Source organism: Fulvivirga sp. AWR4_260 (assembly GCF_056158185.1).
Window position 1 is genome coordinate 2,283,159 of the sequence record NZ_JBSWSU010000015.1, and the last position, 22,637, is coordinate 2,305,795.

Genomic DNA, 22,637 nt, shown 5'->3' on the forward strand with positions numbered 1-22,637 from the left:
AAGATAAAAAATGAAAACTGATAAAATTAATTTCCCTGCCGCTTTTACACCTGAAAACAGTCCGATATTTGTGCATAATGAGATAGAAATCTATGCCTCTCCCCAAAAGGTGTGGGAACTATTGGTTAATGCTACAACATGGCCAGAGTGGTATTTCAATGCTGCTGATGTGGTGTTATTCCCTCAGAAGGAAAGCGTACTAAAAGCAGATACCGCTTTTAAATGGAAAACTTTTGGCAATAACCTTCAATCGCAGGTAAAGGAGTACCTGCCTCTACAGCGGATAGCATGGTTAGCTAAAGGAACTGGAATTCGTGCGTATCATGCATGGTTAATAATTCCTATGCCGCATGGGTGTAAAGTTATAACTGAAGAAACGCAACATGGATGGATGTGTCGTTTGGGTAAGGTTTTGTTTCCCGACAGAATGTACAACTATCATCAAATATGGCTACAAAGCTTAAAGGAACAATGTGAATCAGGAATTAGTAGCTGAAAGTGATATGATTTTGTATAATGAAAAGGAGTGCAGTTATCTATACTGACTGAAGCTGAGTAATACACTGCGCTACTTTTAATGAGATGATACTGGTGGTTAAGGTTTTATTAATACGCTATTTCTTGTAACCTTTTAGCTGGGCTATTATTGATGGAAAGGTATTGATGCCCCAATGTTCGTAGTATTTACCATTTTTGATTTTTACCATGTCCATCACTTCAATATTAACTTTTATCCCTGTGGGATTTATGCCTAGTAATTCTCCGGTATGAGTGCCGCTGATTGTTTTTCTAGTAGTTACTATGTTGTCTTCTGCCACCTGTTCGTAAATAGCTACGCGTAGACTAGTGAAAGCAGGACGTAAAATTTTATTAAAGGTATGTAGCATGCCCTCTGGCCCATTATCACTACCTAGGGGAGCTGAATGGTTAATAAATTCCGGATCAAAAATCAGGTGAGTGATACTTGTATTGCCATTTTCTATAATTTCTTGGTTGAAACGCCTTACAATGGCTTTGTTTTGCTCTAATAATGAATTCATAATGTATTTTAGATGAGGTTTAAATATAAACTTATAGGGTAAGCCTTATTTAGGGTAGGCTAGCCCATTACTTTATTTATGTTTATTCCTCAAAACTAGGCAGTGTATTGCTGCAATAGTTTGATCTAAACGTTCTGTTAGTATCGCTAAACGTCCAAATGTTGTGCATGATATGCTGAAGGGGTACAGCCGTAGCGGGCCTTAAACGCTTGTGTAAAACTAGAATGGTTTTGATACCCTACTTGTAAGTAAATGCTCGAAGGAGTGTTGGAGGGTTGTTTAAGCAACTGGTGGGCTAATTCAAGCTTTTTGCTGATGAGCCATTGCTTAGGAGTGGTGTGGTAGAGCTGATGAAATTTGCGCTTGAAACTTGAAAGGCTCATGTGGCATAAAAATGCTAATTCTTCCACTGTTATGTCATTGCAGATATGTTGCTGCACAACCTCTTGAATACGAAGTGTCGGTTGCATATTTGTAGCGCTTCTAAAAACGGATAATATATTGGGCTGTCGTTCTGCGAGATAGTATAGTAATTCATAAAGTTTCAATTCCTTGAAGGCAGCAGGAAATGATTTCTGTTGGGTTAGCAATAGTAAAGCAGAAGTATACTGAGATAGGAAATTGTCCTTACGAAAAATGATGTCTACAGTGTTTGTTTTGGCTTCGGTTAGTTCAAACTGTAAAAGAAAACGAGTCAGGATTTCATTGTCAAAATAGATAACCAGACTTTCGAAATTTTTATCCTCTGCAATAATTTCTGAAGTAAGCATGTGCCCTTGGGGGAGTAGTACTAATTCTTGATCTGAGATGGTTTCTATACCAGAGGGGTGCAATATTGTTTTAGAGCCACTAATTAATATATTGATCATGTGCATGTTAAGCACTATTTTGTTTTTTTGGCTAGTCTGAGAGGTGCTATGATGACGTATAATTACCTCATGAGGTTGATAATCATCTTTGCAGATGAAATGGTCAGGCAGTTCGTATGTTTGTGGTGTTTTGCACATGCAGTACAATTATAACAGTGAATTTAGCATTTAATTTTTTCGAATCGAGCAAATTAACGTTACAAAGAAGTATTCTCAAAGCCACTGTGTAGGACAAGGCTAAATGGCCGTAAAAATGTGACAACTCTCCCTACTTATGTATAACAATACAGGGTAATGACCTGCCTAGTTTTGTATCTCAATTAATAATAAAGATTATGAGTAAAACGATTTTTATAACTGGAGCTGCACGTGGTTTTGGTCGACTTTGGGCCAACGCATTTTTAGAAAGAGGCGATAAAGTGATTGCTACAGCTAGAGATACCAGCAAGTTGAATGACTTGGTTGAAAAATTTGGAGAGAACATTCTACCATTAAAACTGGATGTAACTGATCGTGCGGCTGGTTTTGCCGCAGTGAGTAAAGCTAAAGAGCATTTTGGCAGTATCGATGTGCTTATTAATAATGCAGGCTTTGGGCTTTTTGGAGCTATAGAAGAGAGTTCAGAAAGTGAAGCTAGGGCACAGATGGAAACAAATTTTTTCGGCCTCTTATGGCTTACACAAGCTGTGCTTCCTGTAATGCGTGAGCAGGGTCATGGTCATATAATACAATTGTCTAGTGTTTTGGGATTAGTTACAGCGCCTATACTTGGTCTCTATAATGCTTCCAAATTTGCAGTAGAAGGTTTAAGTGAATCATTGGCTGAAGAGGTTTCTGGCTTTGGTATAAAAGTAACGCTTGTAGAGCCCAATCAATACGCCACCGACTGGGCTGGAGCTTCATCCACCCAATCTAATACATTAGAAGTATATGATGAAGTAAGGAAAAATTTCTTTGCACGGGTAACGGATGATACTATAGGAGTGCCAGAGGCCACTACCGAAGCTATCATTTCATTAGTGGATAATGCAAATCCTCCATTACGTCTGTTGCTGGGTAAAGTAGGACTTCCTTGGGTAAGCCAGGCCTATGAACAGCGTGTGGCTGAATGGGATGCTTGGAAAGAAGTTTCATTTACAGCACATGGCAAATAATACCTATTACGTATGTATTAGAAAACGAATCTGCAATTTCGTGGATTTGTTTTCTTAAATTGTAATTTATGCAGCACTATAGCAATTTAATAGAAATGCACAGGCATAATAACATGCCTATGCCAGAGAGCCCTTTATTTAGTGCCTTTAAATGTACTGAAACTTGCTCTACAGGGTCAGCAGAGTTTACCACAGACTTTTATATGATTGGTTTTAAAAAGCTTAAGTCTGGAGTTTTTAAATATGGCCGCACTAAATATGATCATGATATGGGGTGTTTAAGCTTTATAAAACCGCGGCAAGTGATTCAGTTTCAAGATTTGGAACTTGAAGAAGATGGTTTTTTAATCTTTATTCATGAAGATTATCTCGTAGGAAATTCGCTTTACAAAGAGATAGACAACTATTCTTATTTTGATTATGAAGTGAATGAAGCGCTGCATGTTTCTACAGCGGAGGAAAGTATCATTTGGGATCTATTTAATAAAATATACAGGGAGTCGCACGGCAATCAAGATGAATTTAGCCAGAGTATTATCCTTGCTCATGTAGAATCAATGATTAAATACTCGGAGCGTTTTTATAAGCGGCAGTTTATTAATCGCTCTAACCTTTCAGGAAAAACAATCTCTAAGTTTAATGATATTTTAAAAAAGTATTTTTCCAGCCAAGAGATACGGCTCAAAGGTTTGCCCTCTGTAAGTCTGGTGGCTGAAGAACTTCACTTGTCTTCTAGGTATTTGAGTGATCTGTTAAAACAGGAAACAGGAAAGACCGCAATTGAATTGATTCACATTTACCTTATTAATGAGGCTAAGAATAGAATAAGAACAGCTGACCTCAATATATCAGAAGTAGCATATGATTTAGGCTTTGAAAATTTGTCTTATTTTTCTCGTCTTTTTAAGAAAGAAACTGGCCTTAGTCCTACAGCGTTTAAAAAACAGCTGCTCAATTAAGGCTTATTATGCTTCATAAGAATAGTTTTATTATTGCTTTAGAAAAAAACTATTCATGATTTGAATAAACTCCTTGGGCTTGTCCAAATGTACTACATGCATGGCATCTATCTTTTGGTAAGTGCCATTTTGTAATAATGACATGGCAGTGTCAGCATTATTTTGATCCATAGCTCCATCCAGAATGCCATCCTCTCTAATTTCAAAATTAGCATGGAGCAGCAGGGTAGGGCACTTTATTTTCTTAAGAGCCTGCGCATGGTCAAAATTCTTATTCCACGTGCCATCATAAAAGGCATTACCAAAGTGAGGGTCGTATAAAGACATGCCTCTAAACATCATGCGTACAACTAAAGGAAGAAACCGAATTTCTACAGCTTCATTGGGATGAGCTTTTTCATAGGTTTCTACCATAGATAAGAGCTTTGGAGCTATATCTTTGCCTGCATATCTATTGATGAATTTAGAGCTGTTCTTGATCCAATAATTTAAAAAGGGCTCGTTGCTTTTTTCTTTAATGTAGGCATGACTTGTTTTGAAAGACCGATAAGCAATGGTTTGTTTTATTGCAGGATATTCTGATGAAAAAAGAGGCGGATCTTCTAATAAAACCGCTTTTACCAGCTCCGGCTTGTTGGCAGCCAGCCATACGGCTAGTAAACCACCAGATGAATTACCAGATACAAAGGCTGGTTCCTGCACTTGCTTTTCAATAAATGCCGATAAAACCTGACCAATGCTATTGGCATTCATGGTGGAGTTGGGCGCTTCAGTTTTGCCATGCCCATTATAGTCTACTACATAAATATGATACGATTGAGATAGTTCGGGTAATACCCTGCTGTAATCAAACCAATCCATGAGCTGAGCATGTAGCAAAACAAGCGAAGGACCGTTGTCTGGGCCTTCTACAAAACATAGTTTGGTGCTGTCAATTATAATAGATTTTGCTACGAACCCCGCTTTGGCAACCTTTTTATGATAAGGATCGGAGTAGTTCTTTACCAGTGGCTTAGCTATAAATGTACAACCAGAAAGTAATATGGCTGTTAACAGCACTAAATAATAGCATTTGAATATTACTTTTACTGTAAGCCTATGTTTTAATTGCAATAACATTAAATTCTTAATTCTATTTGGATGAAATAAGGTATAATTAGTCTAAATCATGCGTATGGGTGTTTCTCTGAGACAATTCTTTAGGAGTTATTCCAAATTGCTTTTTGAAAGCGTAAGAGAAATGTGATAAATTTTCAAAACCAGTTTCTAAATATACTTCTGTTGGCTTTTTATTTTTTTCACTTAGCTGATAGCGCGCAAGTTCTAATCGTTTTTGTGTCAACCATTTTTGCGGAGTAGTATCAAAAACCTTTTTAAAATCCCGTTTAAAAGTTGTTAGGCTACGGCCTGTCAAGTAAGCAAATTTGGCTATTGGCATATTGAACATATAATTACGCTCCATAAATTCTGTGATATTGATTTTATGAGGCTCAGAAAAATCAGACAATACATCATCAACGTTTTTGGTTAGAGAACGAATAACTGTAATTGCTTCTTGTACTTTCAAGGTTGATAATTCATGAGGTAGTTTATAGTTCAATTCAAAATATGGAAGAATTGAAGCAAAAAAGCTGTTCAATAATGAGCTTTTGCTAAATGAAATTATCGATTGTGTTTTGGTATTTTGATGGACTTCGTTTTTGGGGTTGTTGTAAAATTTCCTCAAGATGGTATTAGATAGCCTTACAACAATGGCCTTGTATGGCAAGCCGTCTTTCTCATATTTTATTAAAGTAGCCAGTTCGTTTCGGGGAAAGAGGTGTACTTCACCCGCATTGTAGATATATGTTTTATCTGATTGAATTACCTTTAATTCGCCCGATAGCACCTTAACGAGGCAATGTTCTTCCATTATCATTTCACCTTTGTAGTGAAATGCTTCACTGCATGTAAAAACGATTTCAGAATTGCTATTTAATTGTCGTTTGGCCATGATGCAATTTAACGATAAACAGTAAGGCCCAGCTGTATTGGGCCTTACTTATTACAATTATATAATATCAAATTTTACACCTGTTAGTTCTTCACTCACTGTCCAAAGCCTTTGTGCGGCCTCTGGAGCTAATGCAAAGGGCGCAATTCCCTTCATCTCAAACATGTTTTCTTTCCATTTGCCACTATTGTAAAAGTCTGAATCAAACTCCGCCACTTCTACATCTTCTAGGTACACTCCGCCAATATCGTTTAACTGCGGACTAGTGGCTGCCCAAACGGTTGTGGCTGCTCCTTGCTCTACTGTTTTCTGAATTTTCTTTTGAGCTTCTTCCATTTCGGGGTTAGGATTTCCCTCTTTATCTACGGCTCCCATAGTTACATAATCATCGAAGGTAAGGTGTCTTCCTAGGCTGGTCTCTAGTATTAGTCCGGGGTGAAGAGTGTAAGCGCGAATACCAAAACCTTTTGCTTTTGCATCTAATGCTAAAGTAAAGAGAATGTTGGCTGTTTTTGCTTGGCCGTAAGCTTCAAATTTATTGTATTCTCTCTTGTTATAATTAATGTCTTCAAAGACAACAGGTGAAAAGTAGTGCCCAGAAGAAGAAACATTGATTACTCTAGCTTTCTCAGCATTTTTTAAGGCAGGCCAAAGTCTCGCTGTTAGCTGGAAATGTCCTAAATGATTTGTAGAAAATTGACTTTCATAACCTCGTGCGTCTCGTTGTAAGGGAGTCCACATTATACCTGCGTTATTAACGAGCATGTCAAGAGGTCTACCAGAAGCTAAAAAAGATTCAGCAAAAGCGTCAATGGATTTAACATCAGTCAGGTCCAAAGTTTCTACTTTTACATTCACTATTCCGGCTAAATTCTTATTGGCTTTGATGATGTCTCTTGCAGGCACAATAACTGTAGCACCTGCCGAAGCTAATGTTCTTGTGGTTTCTAAACCAAGTCCATTGTAGCCTCCTGTTACTATAGCTGTTTTACCAGTTAAATCAATGTCCTTTATTACATCTTTTGTTGTAGATCTGGAGTTGAACCCTGAATCTATAAGCTTTTGCAAAGCCCCATTATAATTATTTTGTCGCATATAGTTTTTAATTTTAATAGGCCAAAAGTAGATTGTCATTTTACTAATTACTTTGTTTTAAAGTCCTATGAACTTTGTTTATAGGGGCATAGGCATATGTGAAAAATATGGGTATCACTATTGGCATGGGCTATTTATAGCCCTACTCTGAGAATTTTATAGCAATAGAAGTCCCTAGAATAAAATTGTGACTTGTTTTGATAGTTCTGGCCTCAAAAACTTGGTCTTTACTCTTTAGCCAGCGCCCCTCTACTCTGCATACAATGTTTTGGCTAGGTAAGTAATCAAGGTTCAAAGAAAGCCCTAGGGTTTGGAACCCATTAGTTGTTTCGGTGGCTATTATAATGCCGGTTTTATCCTGGTAATATTCTGCCCTAATAGCACCACGCCAATTGTTGTTCATTCTTAACTGTCCTATGATTAAAGGGCTAAGCCAGAAGTCTAAGGAAGAACTGTTTTTTGATCTTTCCTGCGCGCCAATATCAAACCCAGCGAGGAAGAAGAGTTTTTCTGTTAGCTGAAATTGAGTGTAAAAATTGTTAAAATATCGAATTCTTCTGGTGCTATCGGGGTCGTCAGTACCAATAAAAGTGCTCCAGTTTATAGTAGTTTTGTTCGTTGGTTTAAAATTAACTTGAGTACCTACAGATGGTAATGAATTCCCTTCTAGCCTTTGAATACGCTGCCATCCGTTTATAATCAGGGCGGCTAATTCCAATGTGGGGGCTGGGTTAAAAGTCAATTTTGCACCTGATAGAAAATAAGGTGAATTTTCTGCTGCTAGTGACCTTGTCAAGGTCATATTATCCATAGAAATGGCACTTTCAGCCCCAATATGAGAGGGTAAAACACCTGCATCAAGCCATAGGTTATTTTTCTTATTGAGCGAGATGCCAATATTGGCTTCATAGATACTTTTCAATAAATCTGGTTCTGAAGCATAGTTGTCATTAGCGTATGTACCTGTTTGCAGGGCAAAATTGGCACGATATTTTGGATGCTCTATGTCTAATTTTATAATACCCAAATTTAAATTGAATTCATTGTGTCTATTGTGGTTGAATAAAAAATGCTGTCTTTTAGCAGCTTTAGGTTGGTTGAAGTCATATACATAAAAAATGTCTGCAAAACCAGAAATATGCACTTGAGGCTTTTGTTGCCAAATGCTGTCAACCTGAGCCGATACTTCGAAACTCATAATGAGTATTGAGATAATGATCTTAAACTGCCAAATCGCCTTCATCTTCTATATATTTAATTTTATTTCTCCTTGCCAAAATCGCCAGACCAAATGTCAATAAACCAAGCCTACCTATGAACATCACAAAAATGATTATCACTTTCCCAAAAGGGCTTAGATTGCCTGTAATTCCAGTACTTAAGCCCACTGTGCCTATGGCTGATGTGGTTTCAAATAGAATTTGGTCCAGCGGAAAATCTTCTGTAAAAGCAAGTAATAATGTAGAAATGAAAATAACCGTAGCATAAAGCATGAAGGTAGATGTGGCTACGTACAGGCGTTCTAATGGTATTGCTTTGCCGAAAAAAGTCACCTGTTTGTTATTTCTAAGTCTGTTCCACATGATGGCCATTAAGGCTGTTAAGGTAGTAGATTTTAACCCTCCACCAGTACCAGAAGGTGAAGCACCTATATACATTAATAAAGTAACTACTAGCAAAATACTGATTGAAAAACTCCCAATAGGTACGGTATTAAAACCTACGGTAGTGAGTGCGGTCATGGCTTGAAAAAAAGACACCATTAATTTGCTTTCATGCATGTGACTTACTGATGGTTCAAAAAAATAGATCATGGTAGTGCCTGCAGTAAGCAGCACCATAATGACACCGAAAATAGTTTTGGTTGTAAAGGTGATACGTTTTGTCTTGCCTGTAATTCTATTCCATATATCAGTAACTACTATAAAGCCCAAAGAGCCGCATATGGACAGTACTGAAATTATTGTGTTGATGGCCACGTTACCCGAAAATTGCTCAAAACTATCGTTGTAAAGACCAAACCCTGCAGTACAAAAGGCCGAAACACTATGATAAATACTGCTCCAAATGGCAAAGTTAGGTTCCACGCCTGCCTGAATGAAAGCGATATAAAAACACAATGAGCCAACGGTCTCTATTATAACAGTGAAAATGATGACAGATTTCAGAAAATCTTTCAACTCCAAACCTTTAGGCATTGTAAATTCCGCATTTAATACTCGCTGATGCCAATGTGTTAGGGGCGTTTTCTTTGAAAGCAATATAAATGAGGTGAAAGTCATATAACCAATACCTCCAATTTGGAACAGTAGCATTACGATGTACTGACCAAAACTGTTATAAGTGTCAAACACGCTTACAGTTACTAAGCCGGTGGTTGAAATGGCCGATGTAGCTATAAATAAACTGTCTAATGCTGTAACTGCTTGCTTATGCAAGAATGGCACGCATAGTATGCCCCAACCGATTAGTGTGTAGGTGAAAAAACCAAACAGTAAATTTTGCTGGGGAGAAAGTGATAACTGAAACTTTCTGTATTTTTTAATTACATTTTTCATATGGCTCAACTGGCTGAAATTGCCTTTTTAAGATATGTGAGATGGTCTTTGAGGTGGGTAAGCGTAAAAATAATTTGGTGCTTACTCTTCACAGGTATTTTAATGTTTTGATATAGTTCCTTAGTTAATATGACTGCATTTAAGTAACCACTCACAGTTTTTTGTAAGTCATTAGCTTTTCTGGCATTTGCAATGCGATCTAATCCGCCTTTAACTATTTCGTTACATTGAAAGAGTTGTTTGGCGCTGTTGGGGTGGTCTTGTTCGTAATGTTTTGTAAATTCTGCTACAGCAAAACAAACCAGAGCAATTGCATCTGCCATTTTCTTAGTAATGGATACTTCACTATTCATTGGTGATAAACTTTGGAAATGGAAAAATCATTAGTAGAGGGAGGTAAACAGCAGGCTTAATAATAATGATTATAGGTGTATCATATAGATCACGGCATAACCATCTTAAATGGATGCTACAGTTGTGCCTTCAGTGCTACTAATGATAAAATCTCACTTCATTTCTTTGTTTTTTTTGATGCTACAAAGGTGAGGTGAGATAGATAAGTAAAAAATCAAGAATGGAGTAGTCCGAATAAAGATTATATAAAGACTATTGAAAACGATAGCCTACACCACTTTCTGTGATGATATGCTGAGGATTATTAGGGTTTTGTTCTAATTTCTTTCGTAGGGTGCCAACAAATACCCTTAAATACTGGGTTTCTGTTTGATAGCTATAGCCCCAAATGTTTTTTAAAAGATATTGATGTGTTAGTACTTTACCTTCATTTTTAATGAATAAGGCCAAAAGATTATATTCAGTAGACGTTAGCTTTATTATTTCATTACTTCTGGTTACAATTCGGGCTGCTAAATCAATCTCAATATCACCACAGGTTATGGTAGAATTGTTTTCTGTGTTTTGAATCCTTCTAATGGCAGAACGAATTCTGGCTAGGAGTTCACCGGTGCGAAAAGGTTTGGTCAAATAGTCGGTAGCTCCGTTGTCAAGGGCTGTAACAATGTCGTTTTCGCTATCTTGTACAGATAGAATTATAATGGGGTTATTGTACCATTCTCGTAATTCTAACAAAATGTCATGTCCACTTTTATCGGGCAACCCAATATCCAGTAATATTAAATCAGGTGGGTGATTGGCTGATAACATCAGTCCCTCTTTCCCTGTGCTGGCTTGAACTACTTTATAGTCGTGGCTCTCCAAGTTGATTTGGAGAAGCTTTCTAATTTGTGGTTCGTCATCTATTATAAGTATTTCTGCCTTATTCATTTTCTAGATTTTTGTTATCAGCGAATTCGCAAGGTAATTCAATGGTGAATTTAGCTCCACCATCACGTAGGTTCTCTATTGCTGCAGTACCATTCATAGCCTCAGCAAATCCCTTTACTATAGAAAGTCCTAAACCCGTTCCTCCTGCTGCAGTGTTTTTAAGGCGATAAAACTTATCAAATACAGCATTAATTTCACTTTCAGGAAATCCTGGGCCGTTGTCACAAATGGAGATAACACAATGTGCATCAGAGCTATCTAATGTAATGGAAATGGTTGTGCCTTTAGGAGTATGTTGAATGGCATTGTGGATGAGGTTGTAGAGTATTTGTTCTGTCAAACCACAATCAATTTTAACTAATGGCAGGTTATCATTGGCAATAAAAGAAATGTGATGCTCCTTATTGTCATTTTCATTGATGGCAGAGAAAACCAGTTCGTTTAAATCGCACCAATCTATTTTAGGTTGTATAAAGCCAGCTTCTAGTCTACTCATGCTGAGTAGGTTTTCTACTTGTCTGTTTAATCTAAAACTGGCAATTTCAATTTCTGTATATAGTTCGTTTCTATTATGATCAGAAAGCTTTGTAGGATTGTCTTTGATGGTGTCGATAGCTCCAATTATAGTAGAAATAGGGGTTCTTAGTTCGTGTGAAAGTGAGTTTAGTAAAGTGTTATATAATTTGATGGCTTTTTCTTTCTCTTGCTCATCTCTTTCTTTTCGTTCTACTTCACGGATTTTATAAGTGAGAACCGCATTTATTGAAGCTATAACAAAATACATTAAAAACATCAATCCATCTTCGGCAGTGCTAATGTGTAAAGTAAACGTAGGGGGGATGAAATAGAAATTCCAGATGAGCGCACTGATTAATGCTGAAAGTAGAACAGGAAGTATGTCAAAGAGAATGGCATTGACAGACACTACCAAAAGTAAAATGAGTGCAACAGCCCTATAGCTAATGATATCAACGGTGAAAAAACAAATAACAGAGGTGAATACAATTAGCAGTATGCTAATTATGTATTGATTTTTACTACTGTATTTTCTCGTTTTAAACAAGTTCAAATTTTTGTACAAAGCTAATTATTATGTTATAAAGATTTTGTAAAGATGTTATGCCTCATATCATAGATGTCTTGAGTTATGTTTGGTTCGTAACTCTTTTTGCTAGAGTTATTTGTATAAACATCGAGAGCATTTTAAAGGATGTGGTAATACAATGTTTTGTGATAAGCAAAGTTTTTATATGTATAGCATCAGGTATGGAATATAGAGTAAAGGAATGGTGAAAGCTTTAAAGTGAGACTTAGATCATCGATTTTTTAATTCTGATATTATCACCTAATATTATCCATCAGATTTTGTTACCAGACTTTATTTTATGCAATGGAAAAAATCATTACAATAGTTGGCTTTTTAGGCGCAGGCAAAACCACCTTGCTAAAATATTTATTAGATGAATATATAAAAATAGGTTGGAGTCCATTCATTATCCTGAATGATTATGAAAATGCAAATTTAGATATTCAGCAATTTTTTGATAGTACAGATCCAAGCTCGGTTAAAGCATTAAGTGGCAGTTGTATTTGCTGTAATGGGATTATGGAACTTAGAGATTTAGTAAACCGGATTCCTGCAAGAAAGAATGGTATCACTTTGATAGAGGCGAATGGCACGTCTGATTCGTGTTCTTTAATGGGCTTTTTGGGTGTAGGGATTAAAGATCAGTTTCATCCTCCTATTCAAATATCAGTGGTGGATGCCAAAAATTGGCAGCAAAGAGGCGAGCATAATGAGCTAGAAGCTAATCAGGTGCAGGTATCGTCAATGTTGGTGCTCACGCACATAGACAGTATTACTGCTGAGCGCAAAGACCATGTGGTGAAAGACCTTAGAAGGCTTAATCCATCAGGTACAATTGTGACCATGGATGAGGTTAAAGTGCATGTTTTGCCTCAACTATTACCGTCAGATAATCGACCAGGAAAAATGGATCATTTGAAAGCTCACTGGGCCTCTTGTTCCGCAGATTTACCTGTTTTACCAAGTATAAAGAGCATTGAATTCATATGTAATGAGTTACCTAAAGAAATTCTAAGGGTGAAGGGATGTACCAAAATAGGAGATGAGGATAACTATACATATTTTGAGAGAACTCCCGATGGACAAATTTATATTAGACCGTATAATGGCGAGCCTGTTACAGGAGCTAAACTTCTTACTGTGGGGTTGGGCAGTGAGTTATCCCTGCTTCAAAGCGTTATTGAGCGAAGCATTGTTGTCTAACAAATAACTTTAAGTATGTGTAAATTGATAAAATAATTTAAATGCAACTGTGTTGCGTTTAATAATCTTATTTGTACCTTCGCGTCAATGAGAGATTTTTTCAATCTACATGTATTATCAATTAAAAGTAACATCACCAGAGGTTTATCCATGCTTTTGGTGATGCTTATGCTTTTTAGCTCATTTAACTCTACATTGACGTTAATTAGCTTTAAAGTGAATTTTGATACTCATTTGATACATTGTAAACAAAGCTTTCACAATGCCAATATTTGTCAGGCAAGCTGTGTATTACAGAAATTGTTTTCGTCACAACAAGAATCTGTTGATGACATAAACGATTACGCAGGCTTCTTTCTCTCAGAGCTGTTTGTAATTAGTGAGCAGTATATATCTTTCTCACACATGAGCTTGTTTTGGGTTTTAAAGTATTCAACCAGCAACTTTATATTTTACTGTGCCCCTTATTTAAGTAAGCTCATAACACCTCCAAAATATTCTTAACGGTAAACTACTTACTTCAAGTTTACCTATCATCTTCAACTTACATTATAGACACTCTTAACCCGTGTCGCCTTGTGAGTCTTTTCTTGTTTTAGTCTCAATCTTTCGCTCATATGCCAAGTTATATAGCTTTTGCATGGAGTGAGGATAGCGGCTGCCTTATAATTTTTATCAAATATTAGTGCGGGCATACTTGCCAAAAGCATAAGAGATTAACTAGTCATGAAGAAATATCTTCTACTCCAATATATATTATTGTTGAGTGTGCATACGATGCAGGCTGAGATATGGCCAAAGGAATGTAACCATAAGATAAGTGGACAAATTATTGACAATGAAACAAAAGAACCTATTCCTTATGCTACAATAAACCTTGAAAATGAAGAAAAAGGTATAATAGCTGATAATGAAGGCTACTTTGTGTTGAACAATTTATGTGCTGGAAAATTCTCAATTGTTTGCTCAAGTATGGGATATGAACCATATCAAGTTGATGTGCAGGTTGAAGAGGACACTTCTCTTAAGATACTTATGAAACCTCAATTGATGACTCTCGATGAAATTGTGGTTTCTTCAAATTATGTACAGCAAAGGGAAAAGGAAGAATCGTTAAGCGTAGAAGTTGTTAATAACAATTTTCTAAAACAAAATCAGGGAGGGAGCTTGATGAATTCCCTTGATAAGCTTGGCGGAGTAAGTACTATAGATATAGGCTCTGGTCAGTCAAAACCAGTTATAAGAGGATTGGGCTTTAATCGCGTAGTGGTAGTTGAAAATGGTGTTAAACATGAAGGTCAGCAGTGGGGCGCGGACCATGGCTTAGAAATAGATCAGTATGCTGTAGATAATGTAGAGGTCATTAAAGGCCCAGCATCATTGAAGTATGGCTCTGATGCAATTGGAGGTGTTATAGATGTAAAACAAAATAAGTTACCTCAAAAGAATACACTATCAGGAAGTGTTGACTTAACCGGTAAAACTAACAATAACCTCATAGGTACTTCTAGAGCTCTAGCAGGCAGAAAAGAGGCATTCTTTGCCACGCTAAGAGCTACATGGCTTGATTATGGCGATTATAAAGTGCCCATTGACAGTGTAGATATCTACTCATATCGAGCTCCTCTATATAAGCACCGTTTACGTAACACGGCCGGTCATGAACACAATGTGCACAGTTCATTTGGGTATGTAAAACCCTCATTTCAAAGTAGGTTTTATGTTAGTAATGTTAAGAGTAAGAGCGGATTCTTTGCCAATGCGCATGGGCTGGAGCCGAGAAATATAGACGAGGAATTTCATGATCGCTCCGACAGGGATATTCATCATCCATACCAACAGGTCAACCACTTTAAGGTAATCAACAAAAGCCAGTGGGAGTGGAATGGTTATAGACTTAAAAGTGAGCTTGGCTATCAGCGAAATTTTAGGCAAGAGTGGAGTCAATATGTGAGTCATGGTTATATGCCTCCAGTGTATAATGGGGAAAATGGCTTCGATCCTCAATTGGAGCGTGAGTTTGATAAGAGGGTATATTCAGTCAATTTAGAACTGGCCTACAATCAATCGGATAAGCTTTCTTTTACCACCGGATTTAATGGTTCCTACCAAGATAATAATATACATGGACGAGGTTTCATAATTCCAGCTTTTCGTCAGCTTAATTTGGGAGGCTATATTTTAGCTAAGCAAGTACTCAATAAGAAAAGTACCCTTCAAGCCGGCATAAGGTATGACTATGGCCATATTGGAATTGACAGGTATAATGACTGGTTCACTTCACCAGTAATTTCCAACTCGGACACCACCTACCAACACTTGTTAAGAGCCGAAGAGTTGAATAGAGATTTCAGTAATATATCCTGGTCTGTCGGGTATAATCATAATACCGAGCACTGGTCTTTAAAGGCTAATATTGGGAAAAGCTTTCGTATGCCCATAGCCAAAGAACTGGGTGCTAATGGAGTAAACTACCATCGTTTTAGTTACGAGGTTGGAGACCCCAGCCTTTCTCCAGAATTATCTTATCAGTTTGACGCTGGGGTAGAGTATAGTACTAAAAAATTGGCCATAGGCATAACTCCATTTGTTAATTATTTTTCCAACTATATTTATCTCAACCCCACAGCTGAGCACGACAGGCTATACGGTAATGGCAATCAGGTTTTTTACTATTCTGAAAGCAAAGTGCTGCGCTATGGAGGTGAAGTGCATGGGCATTATGAGATTTTGAAATCACTAAAACTAGGGTTGATAGCGGAGTATGTTTATGCAGAACAGTTATCAGGAGAAAAGAAAGGGTACACCCTACCGTTTTCACCTCCTGCATCAGCCATTTTCAGTTTAAAATATGAAAAAAGCAAATGGCGTTCATTGGAAGACAGCTACATATCCTTAGACTATAAGATTACTTCTGCTCAAAATAGAATAGTACCCCCAGAAAACACCACTGCTGGATACCAGACTGTAAACTTAGGTGTAGGATCTGGCTTAAAGCTGAAAAACCAAACTATCAGCTTTAATATGCAAGTCCAGAATATATTTAATACCAAATATTTCAATCATACCAGCTATTACCGCTTGATCAACGTCCCCGGAGCCGGACGTAATTTCATACTTAATATTAGCATACCATTTTCGATACATATATAAATATTTTGTAACACTTTGAATTTCAATTTAATGAAACAACTTTTTAATAAGCAGGTCGCTTTGTGTTTTCTTATATTATTTGGCGTACTAACTGCCTGTAGTGATGATGATGAGGAGGTGGTAAAACCCTCAGCTCCAACCATGAGTGACGTGGAAATAGGCTATGGTAACAATCATCAGGGAGTAATAGGACGTGACTTTCATTTTAATGCTGAAGTGGTTGCGGCCGGTAGCATTGACTTAGTTAAGATCAATATCAAACCTAAAGCCGATGAGGAATATACCTCTGATTGGTCTTTTGAAATTTCTTGGGATGAATTTAAAGGCCTTAAGAATAGCACCATTCATAAGCATTTTGATATTCCTGAAGATGCGCCTGAGGGAAATTTTGATTTTATAGTAACTATTAGCGATGAAAACGGAGGGGTTTTGGAAGAAACCTATGATTTTGAAATAATTGATGCTAAGAATCTTTCTGTAGACCCGTATTTATACATCTGGATGATCACCACCGACCAAGGTGATTTTCATTATGTAAATGAAACTCTTGAAAACCCTGAAGAAGTCGAATTCTCTAAAGATGAAATTCTAAAGTCTGATGCTACCATTAACAATGTGAAAGGTGATGGTAAGATGTATTTAGTGCTTATAAGAAAAGACGCAAACCATCTACCTGAGACTATTGATGCTATTGATTTTTCTAAAGTGATAGTATACGATGTTTTTGAGCATAAAGATCAGGAAGAAGTAGATTCTTTTGTCAATGTGATCTATGATGGTCAAGGAGGCTACGAACGTCCCTCCCCAGAATTTACCATTGGTACATCTGCTGATAATAACAGCCCCGAGGCTAACCCTATTGCAGGAGCTAAGGCATGGACTAATGGTGAGTATTATTTAGGTATGATATACACAAACACGAGCTATAATGTAAGTGTGCATCATTACGTAGAGGTAACGCTCAGCGGATTTTAACTAGCCACCCCAAGTAGTGGAGAGCTCTATTGCCTCAATTGATAATTCTACACCTAAAATTTTATACTAATAAAACTTATACTAATGAAAATCAACAAAACTTTACTATTGCTATTATTTGCTCTAGGTCTATTTTTTACTTCATGTGAAGATGATGACGATAATGAAGTAAAACCAATATCGACTATTGATGATATAGAAGTAGGGTTAAGTAATAATGAAATCGGTGTAATTGGCCAGGATTTCCATTTTAATGCAGCAATAGTGGCTGGAGATAAAATTGATACCGTACGCATTAAAATTGAACCAAGAACAGGTGAAACGTATGAATCTGATTGGTCTTTTGAAATCAAATGGGATCAATACAAAGGAGTTAAAAACGCCACTGTTCATAAGCACTTTGATATACCTGTAGATGCTGTAGAAGGCACTTATGACTTTATTATTTCAGTAGAAGATGAAAACGGAACTATACTGGAAGAGGTAAGAACTATAAATATCTATTTAGAGGGAAATCTGCCTGTAGCTCCTTATTTAAGGCTTTTTAATATCATGAGGAACAATGATGTCATGTATTATAATGGCGAATTTGCATCTATTACAGATAATCCTCATGTAATAAGCAGAAAGGATACCCTTCAATTTCAGGCTATCATTGGCGGAGTAAAAGAAGATGGTATCATGTATCTACTACTCATAAAGAAAAGCTTAGGTCACCGACCAGAAACGGTTGAAGATATAGATTTTTCTAAAGCAATTGTCTATGATATGCATGAGCATAAGAATGCCGAAAATGTATTCGATTTTTCCAATTTCGAAGCAGACATGGAAACCTTAACTATACTCAGGCCTCTTCCTCGATTTGTTATTGGCGCAGAAGAAGATCAGAATGGAGCCATTGCAGGAGATAAAGAGTGGGAGTCTGGAGAGTATTACTTAGGAGCAGTCTATAAAAATGCTACCTATAACATGAGTTTCTACCATTATATAGAGATTGAGGTATCATTAGATTAACTGCAGGTATTTTTAATAGCATCACCTTATTCAAAGAAGTGTTATGAGCATTAATGGCGGCATATGCCATGTTTATCGCTTCATATAAACCTATTAAGATCCTGTTAGGGATGTCTAAAGATGAGTGCACTAACCTCTATTCATTAACATGTAAATATTTACTAGCAGGCGAGTATAGTCTGCTAACACACAATTTAATATTAAATAACACCTACTTGAGAGGTAGGTAAAAAACTTTAAACGTATGAAAATAAATTTGACAAACCACATTAAGCTTTATGCATTTGTTTTTCTTGGACTATTTATCGCTTCTTGTAGTGAGGATGATGCTGTAGCTCCTATTACCAATGATGGTTCAGATAAGTTTGACAACATAGAAATAGGCAATAGCGAGTTTAAAGTCCCTCAGTTTAATGTTGATCTGCACACGGAGTTTGATTATGAGGGAAGTAGTAAAGTACAAAGCATACATTATGATATAACTCCAGTGGATGTATCTACCCCAGGCAGTGCCGAGGTAAAATGGCAATTGTCCGATCATTTAGTTCCTGAGAGTTATTATGAGGGACAGTTAAATCCACATATACATTATCATATTTACTTTGACCCTGATAATCAATTCGCTCCAGCGCAAAGGCCAGCCAAGGGTATTTATAGCATAAAGATTACGGTGCAAGAAGAAGATGGTACTGTAAGTTCTATAACTAAAGAATTTGAAATTGTTAAGAAGTTCTCAAATGTAGAAGTGGGAAGCAATAACGAGTTGAAGGCTGGTAGTGATGATTTGCATATAGAGTATTCTTATGATGCCGGAAGCAATACTATTGAGGAAATGAAGTTTGAGCTATGGTTTGAAGAATGGAGAGAAGGACAAAATGTGCCTGTGGGAAGCTGGGACAGTATTGTGGTTACACTATCTGAAGAGGAGTATAAGAATTCATCTGACATCCATTATCATATGGCTATTGATTCTGAATTGCCTTTGGGTGATTACTGGTTAAATATTTATGTGAAAGAATCAGGTACAAGTGAGGCTGTAAAGCTATCGGTTCCATTCAGCGTGGTTAACTAATTGTCCTTATTCAAATAAAGAATACAGGTTGCCAAATAGTTTTTGATATTAAACTTAAAAATGCATGAAAAAATTATTGTTTTTAACATTTATCACATCAATGCTATTCTTTTTTAATTCTTGTGAAGATGATGAGGAGGTGGATCAGGAAAAACCACAAATTGATATTGGCTATGTGGAGGCTTTTCCATTGGCTTGCGATACCCTATACTTTGGCGAAACGTTTAATTTAAAGGCCATATTCACTGACAATATAGCTTTGGGGTCATTTAGTCTTGATATTCATAATAACTTTGACCATCATTCGCATAGCACAGAGGTGACAGAGTGTGATTTAGGAGATGAAAAAACTCCAGTAAATCCTTATGTTCTCATTCAAGATTTTGAAATCCCTGAAAGAGCTAACAGGTACGAAGCTAATTTAAAAATTAGTCTACCGTCAGGTGATGAAAATGGTGAATATGATGAGGGCGACTATCACTTCCATATCAACTTAGTGGACGAAACAGGTTGGTCAATGCAATCTGGTGTTGGCATAAAGATAATGCATCGCTAATTGCATCAATATGCATTGTAAAAGAAGTTGGTATAGCCTTAAACATACTATACCAACTTCTAATTATTTTAATAACACTAAATTCTCTACTCTATCGGGGGAAAATAACAATTGATGATTATGAACATCATCATATGGAAGGGGATGATGGTAAACCGCATACAGGCTACTTAAAAATTACATTACTTTGGCTATATTTCTTTGGCTTCATGCCAATGTGTTTTTCAAATAACCTTGAAAAGTGACTCAGGTTTGAAAAGCCCAGGCGATAACCAACTTCTGATACAGATAGCTTTTCTTCCTTAATTAAAAATGCTGCTTCTTTCATTCTAAAATTCTGGTAATAATTGTAAACGCTATGTCCAAAAATCTGTTTAAAAAGTCGTTTAAATTTAGTCTCGCTAAAGCCTGAAAAGTTGGCTAATTCACTGATTTGAGGGGGTGTATCTATATTAGAGAGAATCTTGTCTTTTATTAGATATATCTTTTTTACATCCGCAGTATTTAGAGAATGTATGTTTGTATTCTGTCGTTTTAATAATTCTACAAAGAGCAGGTAAATAAGCTCTTCTGATTTTATTTTATAAAAAAGATATTGTAATTCTTGAGCAGGCGTTTTGGTTATAATGTCAATGGCTACATCTTGTATTTCTGGGGAAATTATTTCCTCAAATAAAAATGGCTGATTACTTGACGTGATGGTCTCTAAAAAATTGTTCTCAGTTTCTGGGTTAATCAGCTCTTTCAAATAATCGGCATTAACAGTAATTACTATTGAGTTAATTTTTTTGTTAGCTGGTAGAAACTCGTAATTAAATCCCTTAGTAGTTACTTGCACAGAAGGTAGTAACCTACCTTGCACTGATGGCTGAAATGGTTTATGTTTTGTATCAGCTTCCGTGGTATGATAAATATTATGGAAGGCAAACACTACAAAATCTGATTCCTCTTCGCTCATACCTCTGTCTAATACAAAATCTGTAGTCAATTCATATTGCCTCACTACTAATCTTAACTTAGAATTAATAACGTATCCTTTTATATAGCCTGTACCCATGTCTTCAGGAATAAGCGTAACCTTATTTTGAGGCTTTGCATACAGAACTCTTTCCTTTTCTGTGGTCGATTTCGAATACTGTTTCATAAATGGACTATTTGGGCTATTTTTTGACCAAATGTAGGTATTTTACTTTGATATGGTCATTTATATTTGGTGGATTTAAGGTTTAACATAACACCACATAAATGAAGAAGAAAACAGGAACAAAGTTTACAACTTATCAAATTTTCATAGTTACGATATTAAGCATATTACAGTTTGCTATTGTTTTAGATTTTATGATTATCGCTCCATTGGGAGATCTGTTGATGAAAGCATTAAACATCACTCCGTCTCAATTTAGTGTAATTGTTTCATCTTATGCTTTTAGTGCTGCTATAGCAGGTATTTTAACAGCGGGTTTCGCAGATCAATATGATCGAAAAAAAATATTAATATTTTTCTCTTCAGGGTTTATCATTGGTACATTTTTATGCGGCATTGCCACTACTTATTCTATGTTGTTGATAGCACGGGTCGTAACAGGTTTATTTGGTGGCGTAATAGGGTCAATTTCATTTGCAATAGTTACCGATATGTTTGTGCCAGATCAGCGAGGCAGGGCAATGAGCTTTATTCAGATGGCATTTGCTGCAAGTCAGGTTTTAGGTATCCCCTTAGGTATTGTACTGGCCAATAATTTTAGTTGGCATATTACATTCATTATGATTGTATTGTTGTCTGTAATTATTTTAGGAATTGCCATTTTTAAGCTCAAGCCTATTAATGAACATTTAAACACCATATCAGACAAAAAACCATTACTGCACCTTTGGCATACAATAGCAAACAAAAAATATCAGACCGGCTTTTTAGCCATTGCGCTATTGTCAATAGGTGGATTTATGCTTACTCCATTTATTAGCTCTTTTTTGATAAATAATATAGGAGTAACACAATCGGAATTACCCTTAGTATTCATGATCACGGGTGTTTTTTCAATGATTACAATGCCGTTCATCGGTAGGTTGAGTGATAAATTATCTCAATTCAAACTTTTTTTAATAGGCTCTATTCTGTCGATATTAATGATCCTTATTTACACACAACTTTCAGTGGTGCCATTATGGGAGGTTATTGTTGTAAATATTTTGGTTATGGTAGGTCTGATGGGAAGAATGATCCCTGCTCAATCTTTGAACACACTTGTTCCTGAGTCCACAGATAGAGGTGCTTATATGAGCCTTACTGAAGCATTAAAACAGATAGCAGGTGGTTTAGGAGCAATTATAGCTGGAGTGGTTGTTAAACAAACCACCATTTCTAGTCCACTGCTGCATTTTGATACATTGGGCTATCTCATAACAGGCATTAATATGGTTAGTATCCTTTTAATTTACAAGATTAGCATATATGGAAAAAGGCGAAAGAATAATGCTTTGCTGTAAATGATTGCGGTTTCATCTACTTCAATTTTCTATTGATATTTGGTCTTTTTGGACTATTTATTGAGCTTTTATGAGTATTATATCCAATTATGGTCATGTACTTTTGTTTTAATATTCGATTAAAATAATTAAAAAACA

The 22,637-nt window shown here is 36.4% G+C and carries 21 protein-coding genes; 10 read left to right on the forward strand and 11 right to left on the reverse strand.

What is annotated here, in order from left to right:
- The first annotated feature begins 10 nt into the window (after nt 1–10).
- Nucleotides 11–496, forward strand: a complete 486-nt coding sequence (locus ACXACQ_RS15915) for an SRPBCC domain-containing protein (protein ID WP_474976954.1) — start codon at nt 11–13, stop codon at nt 494–496.
- 118 nt (nt 497–614) lie between these two features.
- Here the strand turns inward: ACXACQ_RS15915 and ACXACQ_RS15920 are convergent, their stop codons facing one another.
- Both ACXACQ_RS15920 and ACXACQ_RS15925 read right to left on the reverse strand, forming a co-directional pair.
- The gene (locus tag ACXACQ_RS15920) at nt 615–1,040 is read right to left on the reverse strand and encodes an ester cyclase (RefSeq protein WP_474976955.1); all 426 of its coding nucleotides are present in this window, start codon (nt 1,038–1,040) and stop codon (nt 615–617) included.
- Between the two features lie 146 nt (nt 1,041–1,186).
- The gene (locus tag ACXACQ_RS15925; RefSeq protein WP_474976956.1) at nt 1,187–2,047 is read right to left on the reverse strand and encodes a helix-turn-helix transcriptional regulator; all 861 of its coding nucleotides are present in this window, start codon (nt 2,045–2,047) and stop codon (nt 1,187–1,189) included.
- A 197-nt stretch (nt 2,048–2,244) separates the two neighbouring features.
- Here ACXACQ_RS15925 and ACXACQ_RS15930 point away from each other — a divergent pair, with 197 nt between their 5' ends.
- Together ACXACQ_RS15930 and ACXACQ_RS15935 are read left to right on the forward strand one after the other, a co-directional pair.
- Nucleotides 2,245–3,063, forward strand: coding sequence for an SDR family NAD(P)-dependent oxidoreductase (locus tag ACXACQ_RS15930; protein WP_474976957.1), 819 nt, complete (start codon nt 2,245–2,247; stop codon nt 3,061–3,063).
- 68 nt (nt 3,064–3,131) lie between these two features.
- Nucleotides 3,132–4,022 carry a helix-turn-helix domain-containing protein gene (locus ACXACQ_RS15935; protein ID WP_474976958.1) on the forward strand — a complete coding sequence of 297 codons (891 nt, stop codon included), beginning with the start codon at nt 3,132–3,134 and terminating at the stop codon, nt 4,020–4,022.
- Between the two features lie 30 nt (nt 4,023–4,052).
- Here ACXACQ_RS15935 and ACXACQ_RS15940 read toward each other — a convergent pair whose 3' ends face one another.
- From ACXACQ_RS15940 to ACXACQ_RS15975, 8 genes are all read right to left on the reverse strand, one after another.
- The gene (locus tag ACXACQ_RS15940; protein ID WP_474976959.1) at nt 4,053–5,141 is read right to left on the reverse strand and encodes an alpha/beta fold hydrolase; all 1,089 of its coding nucleotides are present in this window, start codon (nt 5,139–5,141) and stop codon (nt 4,053–4,055) included.
- A 37-nt stretch (nt 5,142–5,178) separates the two neighbouring features.
- On the reverse strand, nt 5,179–6,015 hold the full coding sequence (locus ACXACQ_RS15945) for an AraC family transcriptional regulator (protein ID WP_474976960.1): 837 nt from the start codon (nt 6,013–6,015) through the stop codon (nt 5,179–5,181).
- A gap of 57 nt (nt 6,016–6,072) precedes the next feature.
- Nucleotides 6,073–7,110, reverse strand: coding sequence for an SDR family NAD(P)-dependent oxidoreductase (locus tag ACXACQ_RS15950; protein WP_474976961.1), 1,038 nt, complete (start codon nt 7,108–7,110; stop codon nt 6,073–6,075).
- A 142-nt stretch (nt 7,111–7,252) separates the two neighbouring features.
- On the reverse strand, nt 7,253–8,353 hold the full coding sequence (locus ACXACQ_RS15955; protein WP_474976962.1) for a porin: 1,101 nt from the start codon (nt 8,351–8,353) through the stop codon (nt 7,253–7,255).
- Entirely contained in the window at nt 8,331–9,668 is a 1,338-nt protein-coding gene (locus ACXACQ_RS15960; protein WP_474976963.1) for a TrkH family potassium uptake protein, read from the reverse strand. Before ACXACQ_RS15960 ends, ACXACQ_RS15955 begins: the two co-directional genes overlap by 23 nt.
- A gap of 5 nt (nt 9,669–9,673) precedes the next feature.
- Nucleotides 9,674–10,021: a hypothetical protein gene (locus tag ACXACQ_RS15965; RefSeq protein ID WP_474976964.1), complete on the reverse strand. Its 348-nt coding sequence runs from the start codon at nt 10,019–10,021 to the stop codon at nt 9,674–9,676.
- 253 nt (nt 10,022–10,274) lie between these two features.
- The gene (locus ACXACQ_RS15970; protein ID WP_474976965.1) at nt 10,275–10,952 is read right to left on the reverse strand and encodes a response regulator; all 678 of its coding nucleotides are present in this window, start codon (nt 10,950–10,952) and stop codon (nt 10,275–10,277) included.
- Nucleotides 10,945–12,015, reverse strand: coding sequence for a sensor histidine kinase (locus tag ACXACQ_RS15975; RefSeq protein ID WP_474976966.1), 1,071 nt, complete (start codon nt 12,013–12,015; stop codon nt 10,945–10,947). The genes ACXACQ_RS15970 and ACXACQ_RS15975 overlap by 8 nt, the downstream gene beginning before the upstream one ends.
- A 327-nt stretch (nt 12,016–12,342) precedes the next feature.
- Here ACXACQ_RS15975 and ACXACQ_RS15980 point away from each other — a divergent pair, with 327 nt between their 5' ends.
- The 6 genes from ACXACQ_RS15980 (at nt 12,343) to ACXACQ_RS16005 (ending at nt 20,012) form a co-directional block, all read left to right on the forward strand.
- Nucleotides 12,343–13,242 (forward strand): GTP-binding protein, encoded by a 900-nt coding sequence (locus ACXACQ_RS15980; protein WP_474976967.1) that lies wholly within the window; start codon nt 12,343–12,345, stop codon nt 13,240–13,242.
- Between the two features lie 726 nt (nt 13,243–13,968).
- Entirely contained in the window at nt 13,969–16,395 is a 2,427-nt protein-coding gene (locus ACXACQ_RS15985; protein WP_474976968.1) for a TonB-dependent receptor, read from the forward strand.
- A gap of 30 nt (nt 16,396–16,425) precedes the next feature.
- Entirely contained in the window at nt 16,426–17,370 is a 945-nt protein-coding gene (locus tag ACXACQ_RS15990) for a DUF4625 domain-containing protein (RefSeq protein WP_474976969.1), read from the forward strand.
- 84 nt (nt 17,371–17,454) lie between these two features.
- A complete protein-coding gene (locus ACXACQ_RS15995; protein WP_474976970.1) occupies nt 17,455–18,384 on the forward strand; it encodes a DUF4625 domain-containing protein in 930 nt (309 codons plus the stop codon).
- A 244-nt stretch (nt 18,385–18,628) separates the two neighbouring features.
- Nucleotides 18,629–19,456, forward strand: coding sequence for a hypothetical protein (locus ACXACQ_RS16000; protein ID WP_474976971.1), 828 nt, complete (start codon nt 18,629–18,631; stop codon nt 19,454–19,456).
- 64 nt (nt 19,457–19,520) lie between these two features.
- The gene (locus ACXACQ_RS16005; protein WP_474976972.1) at nt 19,521–20,012 is read left to right on the forward strand and encodes a DUF4625 domain-containing protein; all 492 of its coding nucleotides are present in this window, start codon (nt 19,521–19,523) and stop codon (nt 20,010–20,012) included.
- 166 nt (nt 20,013–20,178) lie between these two features.
- Here the strand turns inward: ACXACQ_RS16005 and ACXACQ_RS16010 are convergent, their stop codons facing one another.
- Nucleotides 20,179–21,156, reverse strand: a complete 978-nt coding sequence (locus tag ACXACQ_RS16010; RefSeq protein WP_474976973.1) for a helix-turn-helix domain-containing protein — start codon at nt 21,154–21,156, stop codon at nt 20,179–20,181.
- Between the two features lie 101 nt (nt 21,157–21,257).
- Here ACXACQ_RS16010 and ACXACQ_RS16015 point away from each other — a divergent pair, with 101 nt between their 5' ends.
- Nucleotides 21,258–22,499 carry an MFS transporter gene (locus tag ACXACQ_RS16015; protein ID WP_474976974.1) on the forward strand — a complete coding sequence of 414 codons (1,242 nt, stop codon included), beginning with the start codon at nt 21,258–21,260 and terminating at the stop codon, nt 22,497–22,499.
- Nucleotides 22,500–22,637 lie beyond the last annotated feature (138 nt).

What these genes read in the sequence shown, in the direction of transcription:
- ACXACQ_RS15915 (WP_474976954.1), top strand. Translation starts at nt 11, where the DNA reads ATGAAAACTGATAAAATTAATTTCCCTGCCGCTTTTACACCTGAAAAC.
- ACXACQ_RS15920 (WP_474976955.1), bottom strand. Translation starts at nt 1,040, where the DNA reads ATGAATTCATTATTAGAGCAAAACAAAGCCATTGTAAGGCGTTTCAAC.
- ACXACQ_RS15925 (WP_474976956.1), bottom strand. Translation starts at nt 2,047, where the DNA reads ATGTGCAAAACACCACAAACATACGAACTGCCTGACCATTTCATCTGC.
- ACXACQ_RS15930 (WP_474976957.1), top strand. Translation starts at nt 2,245, where the DNA reads ATGAGTAAAACGATTTTTATAACTGGAGCTGCACGTGGTTTTGGTCGA.
- ACXACQ_RS15935 (WP_474976958.1), top strand. Translation starts at nt 3,132, where the DNA reads ATGCAGCACTATAGCAATTTAATAGAAATGCACAGGCATAATAACATG.
- ACXACQ_RS15940 (WP_474976959.1), bottom strand. Translation starts at nt 5,141, where the DNA reads ATGTTATTGCAATTAAAACATAGGCTTACAGTAAAAGTAATATTCAAA.
- ACXACQ_RS15945 (WP_474976960.1), bottom strand. Translation starts at nt 6,015, where the DNA reads ATGGCCAAACGACAATTAAATAGCAATTCTGAAATCGTTTTTACATGC.
- ACXACQ_RS15950 (WP_474976961.1), bottom strand. Translation starts at nt 7,110, where the DNA reads ATGCGACAAAATAATTATAATGGGGCTTTGCAAAAGCTTATAGATTCA.
- ACXACQ_RS15955 (WP_474976962.1), bottom strand. Translation starts at nt 8,353, where the DNA reads ATGAAGGCGATTTGGCAGTTTAAGATCATTATCTCAATACTCATTATG.
- ACXACQ_RS15960 (WP_474976963.1), bottom strand. Translation starts at nt 9,668, where the DNA reads ATGAAAAATGTAATTAAAAAATACAGAAAGTTTCAGTTATCACTTTCT.
- ACXACQ_RS15965 (WP_474976964.1), bottom strand. Translation starts at nt 10,021, where the DNA reads ATGAATAGTGAAGTATCCATTACTAAGAAAATGGCAGATGCAATTGCT.
- ACXACQ_RS15970 (WP_474976965.1), bottom strand. Translation starts at nt 10,952, where the DNA reads ATGAATAAGGCAGAAATACTTATAATAGATGACGAACCACAAATTAGA.
- ACXACQ_RS15980 (WP_474976967.1), top strand. Translation starts at nt 12,343, where the DNA reads ATGGAAAAAATCATTACAATAGTTGGCTTTTTAGGCGCAGGCAAAACC.
- ACXACQ_RS15985 (WP_474976968.1), top strand. Translation starts at nt 13,969, where the DNA reads ATGAAGAAATATCTTCTACTCCAATATATATTATTGTTGAGTGTGCAT.
- ACXACQ_RS15990 (WP_474976969.1), top strand. Translation starts at nt 16,426, where the DNA reads ATGAAACAACTTTTTAATAAGCAGGTCGCTTTGTGTTTTCTTATATTA.
- ACXACQ_RS15995 (WP_474976970.1), top strand. Translation starts at nt 17,455, where the DNA reads ATGAAAATCAACAAAACTTTACTATTGCTATTATTTGCTCTAGGTCTA.
- ACXACQ_RS16000 (WP_474976971.1), top strand. Translation starts at nt 18,629, where the DNA reads ATGAAAATAAATTTGACAAACCACATTAAGCTTTATGCATTTGTTTTT.
- ACXACQ_RS16005 (WP_474976972.1), top strand. Translation starts at nt 19,521, where the DNA reads ATGAAAAAATTATTGTTTTTAACATTTATCACATCAATGCTATTCTTT.
- ACXACQ_RS16010 (WP_474976973.1), bottom strand. Translation starts at nt 21,156, where the DNA reads ATGAAACAGTATTCGAAATCGACCACAGAAAAGGAAAGAGTTCTGTAT.
- ACXACQ_RS16015 (WP_474976974.1), top strand. Translation starts at nt 21,258, where the DNA reads ATGAAGAAGAAAACAGGAACAAAGTTTACAACTTATCAAATTTTCATA.